The organism is Nostoc parmelioides FACHB-3921 (assembly GCF_014696625.1).
GTDB classification, from domain to species: Bacteria; Cyanobacteriota; Cyanobacteriia; order Cyanobacteriales; family Nostocaceae; genus Trichormus; species Trichormus parmelioides.
Genome location: NZ_JACJQL010000040.1, coordinates 1 through 20,914 on the forward strand (window position 1 = coordinate 1; position 20,914 = coordinate 20,914).

Annotated in this window: 13 protein-coding genes; 2 read left to right on the forward strand and 11 right to left on the reverse strand. The window is 38.1% G+C overall.

From position 1 onward, the window contains the following. The first annotated feature begins 617 nt into the window (after positions 1–617). Positions 618–2,018 (forward strand): AAA-like domain-containing protein, encoded by a 1,401-nt coding sequence (locus tag H6G14_RS22025; protein ID WP_190569635.1) that lies wholly within the window; start codon positions 618–620, stop codon positions 2,016–2,018. A gap of 701 nt (positions 2,019–2,719) precedes the next feature. Continuing rightward, a complete protein-coding gene (locus H6G14_RS22030) occupies positions 2,720–6,250 on the forward strand; it encodes a WD40 domain-containing protein (protein WP_190569637.1) in 3,531 nt (1,176 codons plus the stop codon). Here the strand turns inward: H6G14_RS22030 and H6G14_RS22035 are convergent. The 11 genes from H6G14_RS22035 to H6G14_RS22085 form a co-directional block, all read right to left on the reverse strand. Next, entirely contained in the window at positions 6,247–7,935 is a 1,689-nt protein-coding gene (locus H6G14_RS22035) for a GUN4 domain-containing protein (RefSeq protein WP_190569639.1), read from the reverse strand. The two genes, H6G14_RS22030 and H6G14_RS22035, sit on opposite strands and share 4 nt — an antisense overlap. 181 nt (positions 7,936–8,116) lie before the next feature. Next, positions 8,117–9,952, reverse strand: coding sequence for an ABC transporter ATP-binding protein/permease (locus H6G14_RS22040; RefSeq protein WP_190569641.1), 1,836 nt, complete (start codon positions 9,950–9,952; stop codon positions 8,117–8,119). A gap of 150 nt (positions 9,953–10,102) precedes the next feature. Beyond that, positions 10,103–10,510, reverse strand: a complete 408-nt coding sequence (locus tag H6G14_RS22045) for a hypothetical protein (RefSeq protein WP_190569643.1) — start codon at positions 10,508–10,510, stop codon at positions 10,103–10,105. A 154-nt stretch (positions 10,511–10,664) separates the two neighbouring features. Beyond that, complete coding sequence (locus H6G14_RS22050; protein WP_190569645.1) at positions 10,665–12,755, reverse strand: patatin-like phospholipase family protein; 2,091 nt, start codon at positions 12,753–12,755, stop codon at positions 10,665–10,667. An 86-nt stretch (positions 12,756–12,841) separates the two neighbouring features. Continuing rightward, complete coding sequence (locus tag H6G14_RS22055; RefSeq protein ID WP_190569647.1) at positions 12,842–13,819, reverse strand: MvdD family ATP-grasp ribosomal peptide maturase; 978 nt, start codon at positions 13,817–13,819, stop codon at positions 12,842–12,844. 7 nt (positions 13,820–13,826) lie between these two features. Continuing rightward, positions 13,827–14,810 carry an MvdC family ATP-grasp ribosomal peptide maturase gene (locus H6G14_RS22060; RefSeq protein WP_190569648.1) on the reverse strand — a complete coding sequence of 328 codons (984 nt, stop codon included), beginning with the start codon at positions 14,808–14,810 and terminating at the stop codon, positions 13,827–13,829. 285 nt (positions 14,811–15,095) lie between these two features. After that, positions 15,096–15,239, reverse strand: a complete 144-nt coding sequence (locus H6G14_RS22065; protein WP_104009901.1) for a microviridin/marinostatin family tricyclic proteinase inhibitor — start codon at positions 15,237–15,239, stop codon at positions 15,096–15,098. Positions 15,240–15,618: 379 nt separating this feature from the next. Beyond that, positions 15,619–17,628 carry an ABC transporter ATP-binding protein/permease gene (locus H6G14_RS22070; RefSeq protein ID WP_190569650.1) on the reverse strand — a complete coding sequence of 670 codons (2,010 nt, stop codon included), beginning with the start codon at positions 17,626–17,628 and terminating at the stop codon, positions 15,619–15,621. 203 nt (positions 17,629–17,831) lie between these two features. After that, positions 17,832–18,662 carry a pyrroline-5-carboxylate reductase gene (proC, locus tag H6G14_RS22075; RefSeq protein ID WP_190569652.1) on the reverse strand — a complete coding sequence of 277 codons (831 nt, stop codon included), beginning with the start codon at positions 18,660–18,662 and terminating at the stop codon, positions 17,832–17,834. A gap of 200 nt (positions 18,663–18,862) precedes the next feature. Then, positions 18,863–19,969 carry a zinc-binding dehydrogenase gene (locus H6G14_RS22080; protein WP_190569654.1) on the reverse strand — a complete coding sequence of 369 codons (1,107 nt, stop codon included), beginning with the start codon at positions 19,967–19,969 and terminating at the stop codon, positions 18,863–18,865. Between the two features lie 55 nt (positions 19,970–20,024). Next, positions 20,025–20,822, reverse strand: coding sequence for a 2OG-Fe(II)-dependent halogenase WelO5 family protein (locus H6G14_RS22085; protein ID WP_190569657.1), 798 nt, complete (start codon positions 20,820–20,822; stop codon positions 20,025–20,027). Positions 20,823–20,914: the final 92 nt, after the last annotated feature.

Here is a 20,914-nt window from a genome sequence, read left to right on the forward strand (position 1 = left end):
TGCAAAGGAACTTATTCACTTTAGTTTTGCGTGATTACATTGTAGAAAATCTTACCCATACTTGTGTTGCTTAGTACACATGAATGAAATTTTTTGTCAATGCGTAAGTCCTATAGTCATTATTATTCCCTAACTGTAAAAATTATGACAAGAGGGAACTGTTATTGCAGGAAATAAATTGAAATAGAAAATTTGGAGCTAAACAAAGACTAAAGTAGCTTAAATATTCACTATCAAGGTTTTTAAGGATTAGTGAAGAACTTTCAAGTAAAAAAATATTCTATTGGGATTGCTGACCGTTGACAGTTAACAGCCAATGGTCAAAAAAATTTAAACGGAATAATTTATTTTTTGGAGTTCTCTGAAATTAAGTGTTTATTTAAATTTCAGCTTTTTAGCTTGTTTTGCTACCATTTTTTTGCATAACTGAACTGAACCAAATTTATTGAGTTATTTCCCGCAAATAATAATTTGTTTAGGTTCAAAACATAAAATTTGACTCTTTGATGATAAATGCTCAAGTTTAATCAGTTGTTACCTGAAAATATCGGCGTAATTTAATGATCACAGCCAGCTAATTACTGCTGTGAAAGCAAAACAACATTGTCACAAAATTCATGAAATTAAAGCAAAATAAAACGAAGAGAAGAAGAGGAGTTATCTTAACTCCCAAGGGATTAAAACGGTTACAAGAAGCGATTCTGTCTTGGGAGATATTACAAAATAAAGGCGATCGCTTAACTTTAGAACAACTGAGCAGACAAATCAACGTTTCTACTAAAACTCTGAGTCGGTTGTGGTCTTTGAGTGCTAGTGTAGATCACAGGACTTTAAAGCTGTGCTTTGGAGCTTTTAACTTAGAAGTAGATGAAGAAGACTACACAATTTTAACAGAAGAAAATGAAACAGAGATGTCTGATTTGCTGACAGATGTTGTATCTGAAAAAGCAGAACATTTATCTCCGTTGTCTACAAAACAAGTAGGAAGTTCTTTGTCATATCCAGATGGGGCTGTACCCTTAAATTCACCTTTTTATATTGAGCGATCGCCCATAGAAGAACTAGTATATCGAGAAGTAACTCAACCTGGTTGCGTAATTAGGATTCGCGCCCCCAGACAAATGGGTAAATCTTCTTTGGTACTGCGTCTTTTGTCCTTTGCAAATACGCAAAACTATCACACGGTTAATCTCAAATGCAACCAGATTGATGAGCAATGCTTCACTAACTTAAATAAGCTTTTACGTTGTATTTGTTGGCAAATCGCCACACAATTAGGGCTTGATCCTAGTCTTGATGACAAATGGGATGAGGAAATTGGTTGTAAGTTGATCTGTAGCTTATATGTGCAAAACTATATTCTTAAACAATGTCATAATCCTATAGTTTTAGTCTTGAATGATGTTGATCGCCTGTTTGAGTATCCACACATTGCTAATGATTTTTTTGCTTTATTGCGTTCTTGGTGCGAAGAAGCACGGCAAAATCATAATTGGCATAAATTAAGATTGGTAGTGGTTTACTCTACGGAACAGTATATTTCTCTAGATATCAACCATTCTCCGTTTAATGTTGGGCTACCTATCCGCCTGCATGAATTTACCCAGCAACAGGTAGAAGATTTAGCCAGACGATATGGACTAAAGTGGACGGATGGTAAAGAATCGGCTCGGTTGATGTCTCTTGTTGGCGGTCATCCGGCACTGGTGCAACTGGCATTATATTATCTTAGTTCTGGGACTATGACTTTATCAGAACTGATCCAAGAAGCGATCGCCAATGGTGGGATTTATCGCCATCACTTACAGAGACACTGGGCAAAGCTACAAGTTAATCCTCATTTAGCTAGAGTATATACTGAGCTGGTGACAACCAAACAAAGCACTCTTCTTGATCCTATGGATGCTCATAAACTCGAAAGTTTAGGATTGATTTGTTTTGAAGGCGATCGCGTACTACCTCGTTGTGAACTCTATCGCACCTATTTTGTCAAGCAATTATCCACAACTGCTTCATGAAATCACCTATTCAAGTGGATTTAAAAGTAATAAATCTACTTGAATATTTCTTTGATTGTAAATTTAGATAATTTCTTACTTCATGATTGCCAGGAAGTTTTCTAACGATTCACTTAGTAATATCATCCTATCTGTTGATGATGAAGTCAAGGACAGATAAGACACTTAAAGATTCATTGAAAAAATTGATAGACAATTAAGAATTTTAAGACATTTAAGATATTTCAGCCATAAAAAACGGCAGATAATACGCCAAAATTATCATAATTTTCTAGTAAGATGCTAATGTAAATATTTTATTACTCACTCTTACACACAGGACTACTATTTGATTTCTGAAATATATGTAGTAGGGTTGGGCATTGCCTACCCTACAGATACTTAAATATTTTCAATAATCAAATTTTATGCCTATATAAGAAGTAATTAATGCCGTGTACAACTTGCTCTCAGACCTAACCCCCAACCCCTTCCCTACAAGGGAAGGGGAGTAATAATTAAAGCCTCTACGCCACTTGCTACAACGCGGGGAACCCGCGCAACGCAGTGGCTCCTCCTTGCAGGGGAGAGGTACCCTGCGGGTACTCCTACGGAGAACTCGTAGAGTAGCAAGCTATGGAGAGGGGTTTTAAGAATAAGTCGCACATCGCGTTAATTATAAAAATCATAAACTCTCTTCTGTTAAAGCTGCCTAAAGTAACATGAAATATCAGGTTGGTGGTAGTCTCCCTAGTGATGATCCTAATTATGTTATCCGTCAGGCGGACAAACAACTCTACGCCAGCCTCAAAGCTGGTGATTTTTGTTATGTCTTAAATTCTCGCCAAATGGGGAAATCATCTCTACTACATCGCACAAGCAACCATCTGACAAAAGAAGGTCATATTTGTATCTATATAGATGTGACACGCTTGGGTAGTGAGGATACAACAACTGAACAATGGTACAAAGGGATTATTATTAGTATTTTTTACAGCTTAAATTTGTCTGAAAAAGTTAATTTTCAGCAATGGTGGAAGATGCAGTCTGGTCTTTCCCCCATACAGAAGTTAAATCAATTTGTAGAAGAGGTGCTATTGCCGCACAATCAAAGTGGGCGTATATTTATTTTTATTGATGAGATTGATAGTTTATTGAGCTTGAACTTTTCGGTTAGTGACTTTTTTGCCTGGATTCGTCATTGTTACAACCAAAGGGCCTATGACCCCAAATTTCAACGTTTAGGATTTGCCGTATTCGGAGTGGTGAGTCCATCTGAACTGATTACCGATAAGCGTCGTACACCCTTTAACATTGGTACAGCAATTCAGTTGTATGGTTTTACACTCGATGAAGCAACACCGTTACTCAAAGGGTTAGAAGAAGTAATTAGTCAACCCCAAGCAGTATTACAGAAGATTATTGATTGGACAAGTGGACAACCATTCCTAACCCAAAAACTTTGTCAATTAGTGGTGCAGACTGCATGGAACACACCAAACCGCAAAATTGATTTACCTCCAGCCACAGCCGGGTATTGGGTAGAACAACTGGTACAAAAGCAGATTATTCAATATTGGGAAGCAAAAGACGAACCAGAACATCTACGCACCATTCGCGATCGCCTCCTGTTTAACGAACAACGCGCCGGCAGGTTGTTAGGCATTTATCAACAAATACTCCAAGCTGAGTCCGGTCATTTACCCGTGGAAATCGATGATAGTCAAGAACAAAAAGAACTATTATTATCTGGTTTAGTTGAGAAACAGCAAGGCTATCTCAAAATTAAAAATCCCATTTATAGGTATGTTTTCCATCATGAATGGGTAATCAGACAGTTAGATAATCTCCGCCCTTACTCACAAATTTTCAACGTTTGGGTAGCCTCTGGTTATCAAGATGAGTCTCGTTTACTGCGGGGACAGGCGCTCAAAGACGCTCAAGATTGGTCTCAGGGCAAAAGTCTGAGCGATTTGGATTATCGTTTCCTCACAGCCAGCCAAGAATATGAACAGCGCGAAATCCAAACAACATTAGAAGCAGCACGAGTCAAAGAAGTAGAAGCAAGACTAGCGCAAGAGAAAAAAACTGCTAAATTACAAAGATTGCTGTTGATTGCTATGTGTGTGAAGTTTCTGCTCTCTAGCAGTTTGGCTATGGGAATTTACATTTTGTACCGCCAAGCTAAAAACAGCGAAATTCAAGCCAAAAACAGCGAAATTCGAGCGTTAATATCTTCTTCTGAAGGAATGTTTGCCTCAAATCGCCGATTAGATGCACTCATAGAAGCAATTAAAGCCAAAGATCGGCTCAAAAAACTAGAAAAACCGAACGCAGATATTCAAAATCAAGCAAGCAACGTACTGCGGCAAGCCGTTTATGGGGCAGATGAGTACAACCGTTTTTGGGGACACACAGCAGCCGTGATGGCAGTAGATGTCAGTCCCGATAGTTCTCTAATTGCTTCGGCTAGTATAGATAGAACCATCAACATTTGGCGACGTGATGGAACTAAAATTGCCACGCTCAAAGGTCATCAAGGAGCAGTGAGATCAGTTAAATTTAGTCCTGATGGTCAGAAGGTGGCTTCAGCGAGTGAGGATGGTACTATTAAACTTTGGAAACTCAATGGCACTTTGCTGAAGACCTTTAAAGGTCACACCGCCTCAGTCTGGGGAGTAGCCTTTAGTCGGGACGGTCAATTTCTCGCCTCTGCTAGTTGGGACACAACGGTCAGACTGTGGAAACGGGATGGTACTTTACTCAACACTTTTCAAGAATACACAGAGGGGTTTTGGGGAGTTGCATTTAGTCCAGATGGTCAAACTGTGGCAGCTGCCAATCTAGACGGGACAGTAAAACTCTGGCAAAGACAGGGTTCTGGGTGGCAGAAAGCCAAACCTTTACAACCGCTCAAAGGTCACACAGCTTGGGTTGTAGGAGTAGCTTTCAGTCCTGATGGACGGACACTTGCTTCCAGCAGTGAAGACAAAACTGTCAAACTTTGGCGGCGAGATCCCATAGATGGTAATTACCGCCTTGATAAAACTTTCAAACAAACGGCTGGGATTGCCGGAGTCGCTTTTAGTCCCGATGGTCAAAAGATCGCCTCTGCCAGTCTAGACAAAACCATTAAACTGTGGAACATTGATGGTACAGAACTGAGGACACTGAGAGGACATAGCGCTTCTGTTTGGGGTGTTACTTTTAGTCCAGATGGCAGTTTTATTGCTTCTGCGGGTGCTGAAAACGTTATCAGACTCTGGCAAAGTCAAAATCCCATACAAAAGAGTGTAATTGCCCATAGCGCGGGTATTTGGTCGATAGCAATTACATCAGATAGTTCTACCATTGGCACAGCTAGCCATGATAATACTGCTAGACTTTGGAGTCGCCAAGGCGGATTGGTGAAGACTTTCACCCAAGAAAAGGGGGGAATTATCGCCATTTCTTTTAGTGCGGATGGCAGGTTAGTTGCCCTCCCCACTTATAATGAGACAGTTTTACTCAAAAAGCCAGATGGTTCTGATGTGGCGAGTTACAAAAATACTCAAGGCAAAATTACAGCCGCCGTTTTGAGTCCCGATGGTCAAGCGATCGCGATCGCTAATGTTCACACGATTGCTCAAATATGGCGGCGCAATCAGCCTACATCCCAGGTTCTCAAAGGTCATCAAGCTGAAGTTTGGCAGGTGGCTTTCAGTCCTAATAGTAAAATCGTGGCTTCAGCCAGTGGTGATAGTACAGCTAAGTTATGGACTCTCGATGGTAAGTTGCTGACAACCCTTGCTGGACACTCTTCGGTAGTCTGGAGTGTCGCCTTCAGTCCTGATAATAAAATGGTAGCTACTGGCAGTGGTGATAATACAGTTAAGCTGTGGACTATTGATGGCAAGCTTTTGAGAACATTTACAGGTCACACAGCTGCGATTTGGGGAGTAGCATTTAGTCCCGACGGCAAAATACTAGCCTCTGGTAGTGTGGATGCTACCGTCAAGCTGTGGAAAATGGATGGTACAGAACTAACAACTCTCACCGGACATACAGCAGCCATTAGGAAAATTGCGATCAGCCGGGATGGCACGATTCTAGCTTCTGGGGGTGATGACAACACCCTAATTTTGTGGAATTTACCCCAGATTCTCAGTCTAGATGCCCTAACTTATGGTTGCAATCTAGTCAAAGATTATTTGCAAACTAACACAGGCTTGGAGGAAGGCGATCGTCATATATGCAATCATCTCGAAAATTAAACTATGGGAAAGTTTTCACGACAAATTTTTACACGAGTAAAAAATAAGTGCATCTGCCATACTAGCCAAGAACCGACTCGCCAAGCCCCCATTGACATCGGTTCCGCCGATAAATTTGGGCAGATATCAAAAATATCTCCGTCGTAATGTAACCATTTGACTGGTAGGTGTCCTATCGGTGTATTTGGTGATAATTTAAAAGTTATTTGGTCGTAATTTAACCAGTTTCCCTCTTTTCTCCAACCCAGGCGATCGCCAAGTCTCTTTTCCGTTTCGTAATCTATTTGTCCACCCATTTCTTCCCAAATACTTTGCTGAACACTAAAGCCAAAATAGCCATGACTATATTGTTGCCAAAGTTGATCAATTTTATGTAATTCTTGACAAGAAAAAGCGAGAATATCTGCTTTATAAACTTCATGCCAATAATTCTTACCCATCACTCGCAACATTAATTTAGCAGTTTCCATATCAGCATCTTGCCACTTATATTGTGCGAGGAGATTTTGCAGTGTGCTGTAATCTATATTTTTATTACTTTTAAATTCACTGAGATAATCAATATCATGATTATCTGGTTCTGTCCCTGCTGTGTGTTCAGCAGTAACTTGAGAATCGGAATGCACAACATCTATTTCTACTATCTCCAGTACTTTTTTTTGAGCTACCAGTTGAGTAGACATATAATTGGATATTAAACAAATTGCTTGATTTGCAGTTATGTCATCTTGACTAAAATCCGAGTCTTGAACTCGCCAATCTAATATTTGTGACTTTAAAAAAGCTTCATTTAGTCTATCTTTTTTTTCATAACTGGCAACCAATAAGTTGAGCAGATTATGGGAAACAGTATTATTGTCTTGTATAGTGAATAAATTTGGTTGATAATTTAAATCATTAGTAGCTAAATTTTGAATCTCTCCTACAGTTGCGTAAAAATCCGCATCAATTTTGACTACCTCATCTATTAAAGACTGAAACGGATTAAAGCAATCTTTCAGAGAGTTTTCAACATTCATTGCTGTTTCAGCTATTTTCGCTATTTCTTGACGAACTTTTGTAGCTCTGATTTGATATTCATAAACTTCTTGATATACATTTAAATCCTTAACTATTTGCTCAATAGATTGCCTTTGATTTTGCGTATCTTCGGCTAGTTGCTTAATACCCTCACTAAGCAACTCTATCTTTTCTAAAATCAAAAGGTTAGTTTTACTCAACAATAAAATTGATTTTAAATTCTCTTGTTTCTCCTGTGTTAATTTTTCAATAATTTGAGTATTACCATTATGTTTTATTTCTAGCTTGTTTCTTTCATCATTAATCTTTCTAATTTCAATGTATTTCTGATTAAATAGATTTTTCCAGTCATCTATGAATTTCAATAAGAAACTTTGATAGCTATCTTTATAGTTATCTAATGAATCAATAATTTGAATATATTCACTAATTAATAATTTAACTTCTGCAAAAACTTTTTCTTGAGTAACTTCCTGTTTTCGCTTAACTATTCCCCAAAAATAAGAATTAGATTTACCACCTACTTGAATTAATTCTTGACATTTGATAATTTTTTTTTGAACTTTTTTTAATTTGGGATTTTTAAAAATAGGAAATCTATAAGTTTTTTCATAAATCGTAATTGATTCATAAGTAATTAATTGTTTGTGCTTTCTAGCTAGCATCACTGATTCTATCTAAAAAATTCTTATTATCTGTAGGGTGCGTCAGTATGAATAATTTCTGAGTATAGTTAGGTTCTATGGCACTGACGCACCCTACTAAACTTTAATTTTGAATTTTGAATTGCTAATTTTTGTGGTTCCCTAGTTACTAAGCCTTTTCTCATAGGAAAGTCCTATAATTTTACAACTTGCTAATGACGGTTCTTTTTTTTGTCGGTAGGTTATTTTCGGGAGAAATATCTGCTGTCTTTATTCCCTTTTGCCGGCGATAATCTTCTATAGACACAAGTTGCCAACCAGATTCTTGTGAAAGTTCTAATACCCATTGATGATAATTAAACAAGCTTTCTCTATGACCAACACTGATGAAAGTTGTTTTAGTTGCTTGTAGTTGCTGATATAAGTTGCCTTCGTTATTTAAATCTAAAGCACTGGTCGCTTCATCTAAAATAGTGAAACTAGGATGTGTAATCAATAGTCGCGCAAAAGCCAGGCGTTGTTGTTCCCCTAAAGACAATATGTTTTCCCAAGGAACTTCTGTATCAAAGCTATTTACGCGGGTAAGCAAGTGTTGTAAGTTAACTTGTTGTAAAATTTCCTCAAGTTGGCGATCGCTCATTGTCCGTTCTGTATGGGGATAGAGTAACTGTTGACGCAGAGTACCCAAAATGATGTAAGGCCTCTGGGGTAAGAATAAAATGTCTTTTAGGGGAGGACGCACTAAACGGCCAGTTCCTGTGTTCCACAAACCTGCGATCGCTCTTAACAAAGAACTTTTACCCCTACCACTCGGCCCTACAATTAATAACCCTTCTCCAGGCTGAACGGTAAGCGACAAATCTTCAACAATTACCTGCTCATGATTTGGTGTTTTTAAAGTAACATTCTCAAAAGCCAAGCGTTTCTCTTCTAAAACTTTAATAGTAGCTAGATTCTCTGTTTTTTTACTAACATCCCTCAAAGCATCTGAAAACTCAGCTAAACGCTTTACATAGCTAGAAAATCGCCCTGAAGCGCCAAATTGAGCTATTAATTCTCCCAGAGAATTAGAGAACATAAAGCAAGCAAAACTAACTTGGTTAATTTCCCCAAAATCAATTTTGTCTTGAATAAATAAAGGAGTCAAAATAAACATAGAAAACACCCCAATAGCTGACTGATATGCTCTGCCAAAAGCATCTTGTCCCCTCTCCCAATTCAGCCGGCGTTCAGCAGTTTTTATAACATTATTAAATCGGCGCTGAATTATATTTAATTCTTCCTCCTCTCCTTGAAAAAAAGCAATCGATTCCGCATGATTACGAACATGAGTTAGGCAATAAGCAAAATCTGCTTTAAACTGTATTTCTTCTTGATTAATTTTATTTAATGCTTGGTTTAAATAAACAGCTATCAAATTACCTATAATGGTGTAAATAATTAAATAAATTGCGATTTCTGCGGAAACAGTCCAGAGAATTATCAAAGCACTCCCCATTTCCAGAACTTTTTCTAGAAAGGTCGTAGAAAAACTCAAAGCAATACTAGTAATAGGTTCTATTTCTTGGGATAGGCGCTGATCTGGATTATCTATATCAGATTTAAAATTGATTTTATAATAAGCTTGATTGCTTAAATATTTTTCTAAAATATGACTATTTAACCATTTATACCAGTCAAGGGTGATTTTTTTTCTGATATACCTCAAAGAAGTAACTAAAATCACTATTGTTACAACAATGAGACTAGATAGCCATAAGGTACTATTATATTTATCAATATCTCTCTCTTCAATTACAATATCAAGTACATAGCGGTTCCAGTAGCTATTTGCAGCACTTAAACCTACAATTCCAGCTATTAATGATACTAAGAGAATGAGCATTCCCCATGAGCGAATGACATCTACAAATGCTCGTCCTTCTGCTTTTGTAGGATACCAATAAGGTTGAGCTACTACTTTCACATCTTCCCAAAATTGAGTAAAGACTGAAAGAGGATTTTTTGCGTTTTGTTGATGCACAGACGGAGTTTGCATATTAAAAAATACAGCCGTTATTAATTAGACTAGTAATTTGAAAATGGCCTTTGAGAATTAGATTAGACTCAGAGGCCATTTTTACTTTTAGAGATTAAAGATGTTTTAATATCCCTAAAAATAACTGTTATGAGAATTACATCGAATAGACTAAATTATTGGTTCTTCATCAACAATTTCGATGTTTTTTGGCACAGGAGGTTCTTCTCCAAACTCGGTAACAACTACTGAATCAAGATGATGTTCGAGTTTGAGTTTTAAGTCATCTGTAATAGGTAATTCTTTAATTTCTTTGAGCAGAAATCTCACAGATTCAGTTTTGCTACGTTCTTTATAAATGAGCTTGAGAACGTTTTCAACTCCAAATTCTGCAATATATTCCCCTAGAATACCTACCAGACCAAGTATTCCCAAACCTCCTAATAAGCCGAATGGCCCTCCCAACGATGAGAGTAAAGTTACAACGGCGGCGACACTACCCCCTGATGTAGCAGTTGCAACTACAAAAATGATCCCAGGAAGACCTAAAGCAGCAATTTTTTTGACTAGTTCATCCATTGTATTTACCTACGATCCTTATAAGGTGAAAAATGACTAAGAAAGTCATGACTAATTTCTTCAAAAAAGAAATTACAATCTTACTTCCCGCACATAACATTGGCAATTACAAAATGTATACCAGTTGTTTAGTGCAAGATATAAGAAACCTGATTTAGCCCAACAAAAGCTCACAAAGTTCATCGATTTGTTGACTTTTTTCAGAAATCATTCTGTGGGCTACAGCTTGTAGCTGACGAGTATTTTGTAGTTTGGTATTATCTATTGCTTCTAGCTCACTATCTAACAAAGTTTGAAAGCGATAATAAAAACTTTTAGCTTCTTTATTGCTAGGTTCAAACAACTGTTCTAATTCTCCAGATACCGCTCCGCTACCACCGTCAAACACAATATTTAAAAGTGGTCTTCCCCATTGTAAGAGTCCCCAATTTTTGACTTCTTTATAAGGGTAAGCACTTGTTGGTGAACCTGTACCTAAAGAAACTACTAAAATATCTTCTTGATTGAGGACTGTTTGGGCTTTTCGTTTACTACTAATTTGCGCTTCTAAAATAGCTAAATGGGCCGGATTATTCGCAAATACTCCACCATCAATTAAAGTATAAACAATAGCACTATTTTCGGGACTAACAATACGATGAGGCGCAAAATAAGTCGGGGTGGCACTAGTGGCTAATGCTACATCTAAGAGGGATAAATTACCACACAATTTATGAAAATTCTTAGATTCTATTTGCTGTTTTTCTAGTTGGTTTGTAAAAAATACCGGAATTCGCTGCTCAATATCGTAACTAGTTACAAAAACTTTTTTAAGATTATTTTCTAGAGGGGTGTTCCCCAAATATTGCCTTAAAATTTCTTCTTTGCTTTTGGAAGGATATTTTGGCTGGAGAAATATATCCTCTAACGGGCCAAGTAGTCTTTCAAATAATGGCTCATAAAATATTTCTACTCCATACTCAAGAAATAACTGTACAAGGTCTTCAGCAGTATATTCAGATAATGGCAATTCTTCAGATGAATTTAATCGGGGTTTAGTTAGTCCCAGTGCTAAAATTCCGCCGCTTGAGGTACCAGCAATTAAATCAAATAAACTAAATATAGGCTGTTGTGTCCGCCGTTCAATTTCCGCTAGGAGTAATGCAGGAATAATGCCCCGAATACCGCCTCCATCAATGGAAAGTATTTTATATTTGGGACTTGATTTTGTATTCATAATTTCTGGTGATTCTGCCTGAATGAATGTTTGTAATTGTTGGCTATTTACAAGCACTTCATTTTGGTCAATTTTGCTTGCTTCTTCAGGTGATGGAAGATTGATTAGAGTTGCAATAATTTCTGATTCTTCGCTGTTTATTTCTGTCTGTTGAATTTCTGTTGTTTGGTCTTCGTTGTTACTAACTAACGGTACTGTTGCTGCCAATAAATCTGTGGTTAATGTTGAAATACTTGTTTCGGCAATAATTCCTATCTCAAATTGGACATCTTCCTGGATATCGTCTTGACTGGATAATTGTGCTGCAAATGGAACTGGATTAGATGATGGTGTTGCAAATGGAATTTGCGCTAAATCCCAGCTAGGATTACCCCGAAAATTTCCTTGATAGGATTTTCCAACTCTGTTTTTAACAGTTGTTCCTTGCCCTTCATCTAATTTCCAATAAGCCACTAATCCTTGTTCATCCCCGACGATTAGCCCACAATGATGGGTCTTAATTTGTGTCTGAGTACATGGATAATTCCAGACACTAATGTTTGCTAATTGCCCTGTAAAATAGACTTGCTTGTGTAAGGTTGCACCCAAAGTTATGGAGCTTGTTGCTTTGTTTAAAGATGAACCTCTCAGAGAGTCATTGTACTCATGATCATCAAGATATACTGTGATTTGACCGCTATTAAAAACAATGGCAAAAAAGTGCCATTGTCCTATGGTTAATTCTCCATTACCAAAGGTTTTGATACCCTTGCTAATAGTTTCATCAATAAAGATATCTAAACTCCCTGTTTCACTGATGCCGAATTCAAAATTATCACTGTATCGATCTGAAGAACGAGCAAAAAATACATTCCGCGTTCCATAGCTGGTGAATTTTTCTGTTAATTTATGAGGATTTATCCACCCTGAAACTGTAAAGGCTGAACTCCCTTGAGCAAAAACGCCGCCAATATCGTTTCTGCCAAAATCTATATAATCATCTACCCCATCAAATGTTAAAACTGTTTGTGTATTTGCTAGGTTTGTCACAAGTTTTTAATCTCCAAATATAAATATATACATATAATTTAAAAATCATTTATTAGTATCAATAACAAACATCAACAATGCTCATACTAACTTTTATTAGTTAGTAATACTTCGGCGATCGCCTGGGAAATAGGGTAGTATGGCGGATATATCTCCATCCAGAAAAACTCCCCGACTGGGTTCACTTCTAGGAATACATGGCGACCATCAGGGGTAACAATAATATCAATTGCTCCGTACTTTAAGCCAAAGTTAGCCATCAATTTGAGTAGTTTTTTCTCAATATCTTCTGGTAAGCTATAAGGCTGCCAATTCTTAGCTAATTTTTTCCCTTCTTTGCGCCAGTCATAAGTAGAGCCTGGCAAACTTTGAGAGTCTACTGCGGCAGTAAATACGTGGTGTCCAACAATAGTTGTCCGCAACTCCAGCGCCTTCGGTACGTTTTCTTGAAACGTCATGGGGCAAAAACACAGTCCTTCCATATCCTCCAGATCATCATCTGTAATTGGAGTAGTAAATACGACATTTTCTCGCCCTTGGTCATCATAGATGGCGAAGGAAGAAAGCATTTTAGTAATGATGCCTTGCGGACAATCTTGAGCGAATTTCTTGACAGCTTCGGGATTGTTGGAAGTTAAGGTACGGGGAGTTAAAAGTCCAACTTCTTTGGCAACTTTCAACTGTAGTTGCTTATTATTAGCCCGGTCTACATTTGCCATTTGATCAAAGTGAAATCCTGGGAGGCTGGCAATCATACCCCTGACAGTAACGCGACATTCTTGAATTGACGCATCTCTGTATTGCTTGTCCATTGAATCGGGGATTTTCTGCCCGTAGCGCATCCGCCGATACCAAACTGATGATACTTCACTCAAATCAAGCTTTTGTTCGCCATCAGTAATAATTACCTGTTCAGTATCACCGCAGTAAATATCTAGCTTAACTTCGGTGGGATATCTATCTGTATCAAAGCGAAATGCTTTTTCTCCCCTGGCTTCTATTTCTTTGATTACTAAAGGAATACTTTCGTTATCATGACTAAATGTAACTATTAATACGGTCATAAAAGTATCAATTTTGAAGTAAAGTATCTGCGATCGCCTCTGCAATGGGTAAGTCTAAATCTTTCTCCAGCATTCCCCACTCGCCTATCGGGTTAACTTCCAAAAAGACGTATTCTCCTGATGGTGTGAGGATGAAATCTAACGAACCAAATAACAGCCCGAATTTCCCCATAAAATCTTGCAGGCGACGAACCAATTCATCAGGAAGCTGGTGATGTTGCCATGCACCCACTCCAACACCTGGTTTACGCCAATCAGCTTTGGTTGCTGCATACACATCTGCATTCAGCGCCCCCACAAAAACCTTGCCATTTACATACACCACCCGCAACTCCATCTGCTTGGGGATTTGCTCTTGAAAAACCATTGGACAATAACGCAGTGACTCGGCATCTTCTAAGTCTTTTTCTTTAACGACGCTGGTGTAAAGAAAAAACGCAGAATTAGCTTCCATACTCCGGGAAAGAGTGGTTAAAAGCTTGCTCACCATTTTGCCATTCACTTGTCCAAAAAATTCCCTGGCTGCTTGGGCTTTGTTGGTGACAAGAGTCTGGGGAATGACAAAACCTACCTCAGACGCAATTCGCAGTTGACGCAGCTTATTATTTGCATAATTTATCCGTTCTAAATCATCTACCCATTTAGCCCCCTTGAGGCTGTCCCAAAAAGCATCTAAAGTTGCTGTTGATTCTCTAATGCAGGCTTCTTGGAACTTTGGCGCTAATTCTTGACTCAGGCTTGGTTCCCAAATACGACGCAACCACACAGATTGCACCTGCTCTGTGCTGATATAGTGGTTGTCATATTCTATAGTGTGGTAGCTTTTAGACTTGTCAAAATGTGCTGTTAATTGCACTTGTAGAGGAAACTTGTCTGTATCTAAACGAAACGGTTGCACCCCTTTTTTTGCCAAGGCTTCTGCTACTCTATCTATTGTGAAAAAATCACCACTGTGAGTGATTAATAAAACAACATCACGAGACAGGTGCATAAAATATTTGCTTTTAAAATTTCTTCTAGATACCCGACTTTCTAATAAGTCGGATATCTAAAATTTTTATCTTAAATCGCTGATCATTTCTACTAAATATTAGTATGGATGTTCAGCAATTTATTCTGCCAAGAAACGAACAAATGATGGAAATTTTCCCATATTTGCTGCTTTAACTATGTTCTTCAACACAGAATTATTTCTTGGTGTTGGTTGTTCTCAGTCAGTAACTATCAAACAATTGATAACTACTATTCCCTTAATTTCAGATACAAAATAGTGGAATTATTGGTCTTCCAAATCTGAAGGATACTTGAAAGTCCAAGGGAAAGAAGGCGGATCTGTACCTTCTGTAGCTTGCTCTTCCAAGAAACGGGCAAAGAACGGTACCACTGCAACATTCACTGTTTTGACGGTGTTTGTAGACATGGTGTTTTTTCCTAAGGAAAATTCTTTTAGCAACTAAAGATATACCAGTAATTAAATACGTGTGCAAGGACATTTAAGACAGTTAAGAGGTAATTGTATTAATTTATTTAAGACAGTTAGGACATTTAAGATAGTTCAGTAGACAGTTAAGTGAATTTGCAAAAATTAAGGGTTAAATATAATTTACTACTACACAAAAAAATCCGCCCACACGGACTCTTAATAATTCAAAATTCAAAATTAAAGAAGGTTGGAGTTGGGGATGTTTTAGCCCAACTCAACTGATACTACCTGTAGTTGGACAATACTCACCAAAGGCCGGATATGGTGGGCATTGCTACAAATACTTATGTTTGTTCAATTTTCTATCTGTAAGTCCCTAAACCCTTACCCATTTCAAAACCTTAGGATCTTTATCATAGCGATAGGTAATACCATCCCTAGTAGTGATAGCATCTCCTTTACTTGCCTTACTTCTAATAGTAGAAACAGAATAGTATGTTAAGGCGTTCATTTCCTTATGACTTAGCCTTTCATCTGTATTAATTGCTGGCTCATTGGGAGATTCATCTTCAGATGAAATATCAATTGTAACTTGAGTGTTGACTATTGGTTTAGTGATACCCTGTTTTTGATTTCGATAGTCCTCAACTCTCATAAGTTGCCAACTGGAATCTTGCACAAGTTCGAGAACCCATTGATGATAATCAAATAAACTTTCTCGATGTCCAACACTAATAAAAGTTGTTTTTGTTTCTTGTAACCTTTGATATAAACTGCCTTCATTTTTCAAATCTAAAGCACTGGTCGCTTCATCTAATATAGTGAACCTGGGATGCGTCACTAAGAGGCGTGCGAAAGCGAGGCGTTGTTGTTCTCCCAGCGATAATATATTTTCCCAGGGAACTTCAGTATCAAAACTGTCAACTCGACTTAACAAGTTTTGCAGATTAACTTGATGTAAAACTTCTTTGAGTTCTGCATCACTCATTTGACGATGAGTTTTAGGATAGAGTAATTGTTCACGCAAAGTTCCTAAAATTATATAAGGACGTTGGGGTAAGAATAGAACTTCTTTGAGGGGAGGTCGCATCAAACGACCTGTTCCCGCATTCCACAAGCCAGCGATCGCTCTCAATAGAGAACTTTTACCCCGACCACTAGGCCCGACAATTAATAAACCCTCTCCAGGTTGGACGTTTAATGACAAGTTTTCGACTATCACCTGCTCATAATTTGGTGTTTGTAAAGTGACATTCTCAAAAGCAAAATGATTTTCTTCGATGGTTGTAATCGTACCGACGTTTTCTGGTGGTTTGGCTACCGCTTGTAAAGCATCTGAAAACTCGGATAAACGCTGGACGTAACTAGAAAACCGTCCAGAAATGCCAAATTCAGCGATTAATTCCTCTAAAGCACCAGCAAAGAAATAACAAGCCGTAGTCGCTTGTCCAACTTGTCCAAAATCAATGTCGCCTCTGATATATAAAGGCGAGAGTACTAAAAGGGTGAGGAGTTCAATAGCAGATCGATATCCTCTGTTGAAAATTGCCTGATTTCTCTCCCAATTAATTTTGTGTTTCATATCATTGATGAGAGTACTAAATCGGCGTTGAATTATATTTTGTTCTTGTTCTTCTCCTTGAAAAAAAGCTACTGACTCAGCGTGATTGCGGACATGAGTGAGAGAGTAGCTATAATCGGCTTTAGATTCAAGTTCTGCTTGATTAATTTTAATTAATTCTTGATTTAAGTAAACAGCAATAAAGTTACCTATAAAAGTGTAAATTAACAAAGCAATAGCTATCTGTTGAGAAATTGACCAGACAACTAATAAAAAAGTGATCATTTCCAGAATTTTCTCTAGGAAAGTAGCTGAAAAACTGAGCGCACTACTAGTAATTGGTTCAATTTCTTGAGATAACCGTTGATCTGGATTATCAATTTCAGGTACAAAGTTAATTTTATAATAAGCACGATTGTGCAGATATTTATTTAATATATAATTATTTAGCCATTGATACCAGTCAAGGGAAATTTGTTTTCTAATAAATTTAGTAAATCCTACCAACAGTGTTATAAAGACAAGTCCAACACCATAAATTAATATGGTGTCAACAAATTTAGGATAATTTCTTTCTTGAATAATGACATCAATTAAATAGCGATGAATAAAAGTGTTAAAAGTGGTGACACCGACGAGAGCTAATATTGACAATATGAGGAGAATCAGCATTCCCCAGGCACGAATAACGTCTGAAAATGCTCTTTCTCCTGGCTTAGTAGGATACCAGTAAGGGCCGGCGATCGCCCTTACATCTTTCCAGAATTGAATAAAATCTAAAAAAGCATTTGTTGCAGGTTTAGCTTGAACAACTTGAGTAGGCATATTTGAAAATTGGATATACTAATTTTTAGTATTGAATAATCAGAAATAATTACCGAAAAATTATTCTAGTCACTAATAAACTGTTACGCATTTAAATCGTATATTTCGCACTCAGGTTGTCAAAAGTCCAAAGTCCACAGTCCAAGCGAGCCTTTAACTCTAGACTATTGACTGTGGATAGCCCTGACGCAAGAATATTTGATTTAGCTGCATATCACCTTATTACCTAATTGTTGAGTGCGGCTTAAAGCAGTTAGCACGGCATTAGAAATTGTAGTTCGCATCCCACCTTTTTCTAACTCGTAAATACCAGCCGCAGTCACTCCCCCAGGACTAGTTACCTTGTTGCGTAAAACTGCTGGATGTTCGTTAGTTTGCAACATCAGTTCTACACTGCCGGCAATTGTATGTAATGTTAATTCTTGGGCTTGTATGCGAGTTAAACCCATCTGAACACCAGCATCAATCATTGCTTCAATGTACAGAAATACAAATCCTGTCCCAGCACTACTCAAAGCTGTTGCCATATCTAGGTAATATTCATTTTGGGTGATAAATTCCTTACCTAATGCTTGTAATATGATTTGAGTATGCGATCGCTGTATTTCTGTCACATTTGATGATGCGCTCCAGACTGTAGTTCCATGACCAACTTGTACTGCAATATTGGGCATTGTCCGAACAACAGCACCATGATTTAAGCCTTGGCAAAGAGATAAAACACTCGCCCCACCCACAATGCTAATTACTAAAGCATCAGGGGGAATTTTATCTTTTAGCGCAGCCATCACCTCTGGCAAAACCTGGGGTTTCACTGCCAAAATGACAATTGATGCACCTTGCACACCTTCTATATTGCAGTTGGTGGTATTTACTCCATATTCCTTTTCTAAATAAAGGCATCGTGTAGAATATGGCTCACTAACAATAATTAGCTCAGATTTTTCAACAGTTTTTGTTGATAACAATCTACTAATTATCATTTCGCCCATCGTACCACCACCGATAAAGGCAATTTTTAAATCTCCCAGCATAGCTGCCACTCCCGATTTTTTTTCAGATAAATTAACGTGAGTTCGACGGAACCTAACCCCAACCCCTTCCCTACAAGGGAAGGCTGCTCAAAATCTATAACTGAGTGAAAAAATCAGGGTTTTGAAGCCTCTCTCCTTGTAGGGGAGAGGTACCCTGCGGGAAGCAAGCTATGGAGAGGGGTTTTTAAAATTCGTCGAACTCATGTTAAATTAGGCTGAATTACTGCTTTTAATACAGAACCACGTTCTACATCTGTAAGGGCTTGATTAATCTCATTTAATGTATATGAACGACTAATTAAATTTTCCCAAGCAATATTTTTTTTCGGATCACTATGGCGTTTGAGTAATTCAACCATTCTATAAAAATGACTAAAATCAATGCCCCAAGTCCCGCGAATATCAATATGTTTGAGATTAATTTCTAGGTGGGGATTGATGAGAATTTCCCCTGTGTTTGTGTAATGCCCAACAATTACATAACGACCACCATTTCTGGTCATATTCAAGCCTTCTTTCACAGCGATGGGAATACCTGTGGCTTCAATAATCACATCAGCACCGTGACCGTTAGTTAATTCCAAAACTCGCTCAATATGTTGTCGTGGATCATCAGCTTTAATGGCTAGGGTTTCATCTACACCGAAGGATTTGGCAACGGCTAACCGACTCTCAAATTTATCAATAACAATGACTTTGCCTGCACCTGAGAGTAAAGCTAAAATTGCCGCACTCAAACCTACAGGCCCGCAACCCTGTACTACTACTACATCACCAATTTGAATTTGCGCCCTATCAATAGCGTGTAGTGCAGTGGGTAAAGCACATCCCCCAGCAATGAATTGCTTTGGTGAGACTTCTTCTGGTAGGGTGAGAACTTTCACTCCTGGTTTGAGGTAAATTAATTCAGACCAACCACCAAGCAAACCCTCTTTAGCTGAGTAGGTGACACCATAAACCTTACGTTGGGGACAACGGGTGGATGCTTTGGCTACTAGACAATACCAGCAGTTGTAACAGGTTTCGTGAACATCCAAAAAAGTGGCGATCGCACCAGGCTGAATCAAGTTACCATTAACATCACTAACAGCTCCACCTGTTTCTACCACACGACCGACGGAGAAGTGTCCAGGAATAATGGGATAGGGTACCCCCTCTAAACGCCCGTGTAGTAAATGTACATCAGTGCCACACACTTCACTATATAAGGTTTCAACAATGATTCCGCCCTTTTCTAGAATCGGGTCTGGTAATTGTTGCACTATAACTGGTTGGTTAGGTGCAGTCATGACAGCAGCCTTGGGCATAAATTACTTCCTTACTCTGTTTACCAAATTGCTTCCTATCTTCTCAGGTTCAGCTTTAAGACCACAAAATAATTTCACCGTTAGGAAGTAATCCCATCGCCGAAGTGAAAGTTATACGTTGTCCATCCATCGGCTCAACAATGTGATAGTTGCGCGTATTAAAAATGAACACATCTCCCACAAGAGGTTGGAAAGTAATCATGTCTGCATCTGCAATGACTGTATCACTATAGCCGTAGGAATCGAGCTTATATTGGTCATCTGCTGGTTGCAATTGGCGATCGTAAATACGCGTTTTGCCATAATTACTGGCAGTTTTCTTCAAATACAAATTCCAAGAAAGTTGAGCAGTAATTGTACAAACTTCCCATCCAGATTGCTCGTATGGAGCATAATCAACATGAAGTTGAGTACCCTGCTCTATCTTTCTGATCAATCCTGCATAATAACTACCATACAATGGCTCGGAAGCAATGCGTACAGTTGCACCTGTACACTCTCTAAGTTTCACCATTAAGCGTTCTAAGGGATTAAAAGAGGCTGCCAAAATCAAGTCTCTTAATTGAGTTGCTTGTTCTACTGCTTGAAAATAACCAGCCTTACTAATGTGATTGTATTCAAACACTGTGATGCCAATTCGCTCAATTTTGGGATGCACATCTTGATAACTGTCAAAGTTAAACAATTGAGCTTGAGAAACTAAGCTTTCACACTCTTGGGGTGTAGCAAATTCCTGGAGTCGAATTAAAGGAATTTGGTTTTCCCAGAGCATTCTTAAAGATTCCGTTGTTAAGGAAGATTCTTGATTATTTTTCCATACTTTGGACTTAAGCTTTTGAGAAGTAGCAGTCATAATAAATTGCCTCACATTCTAGGAGAAATCAGATTTTTTTGAGATGTTGGTTGACAACTTGGAAACGCTTAATTTACGTCTATAGTTGTTTT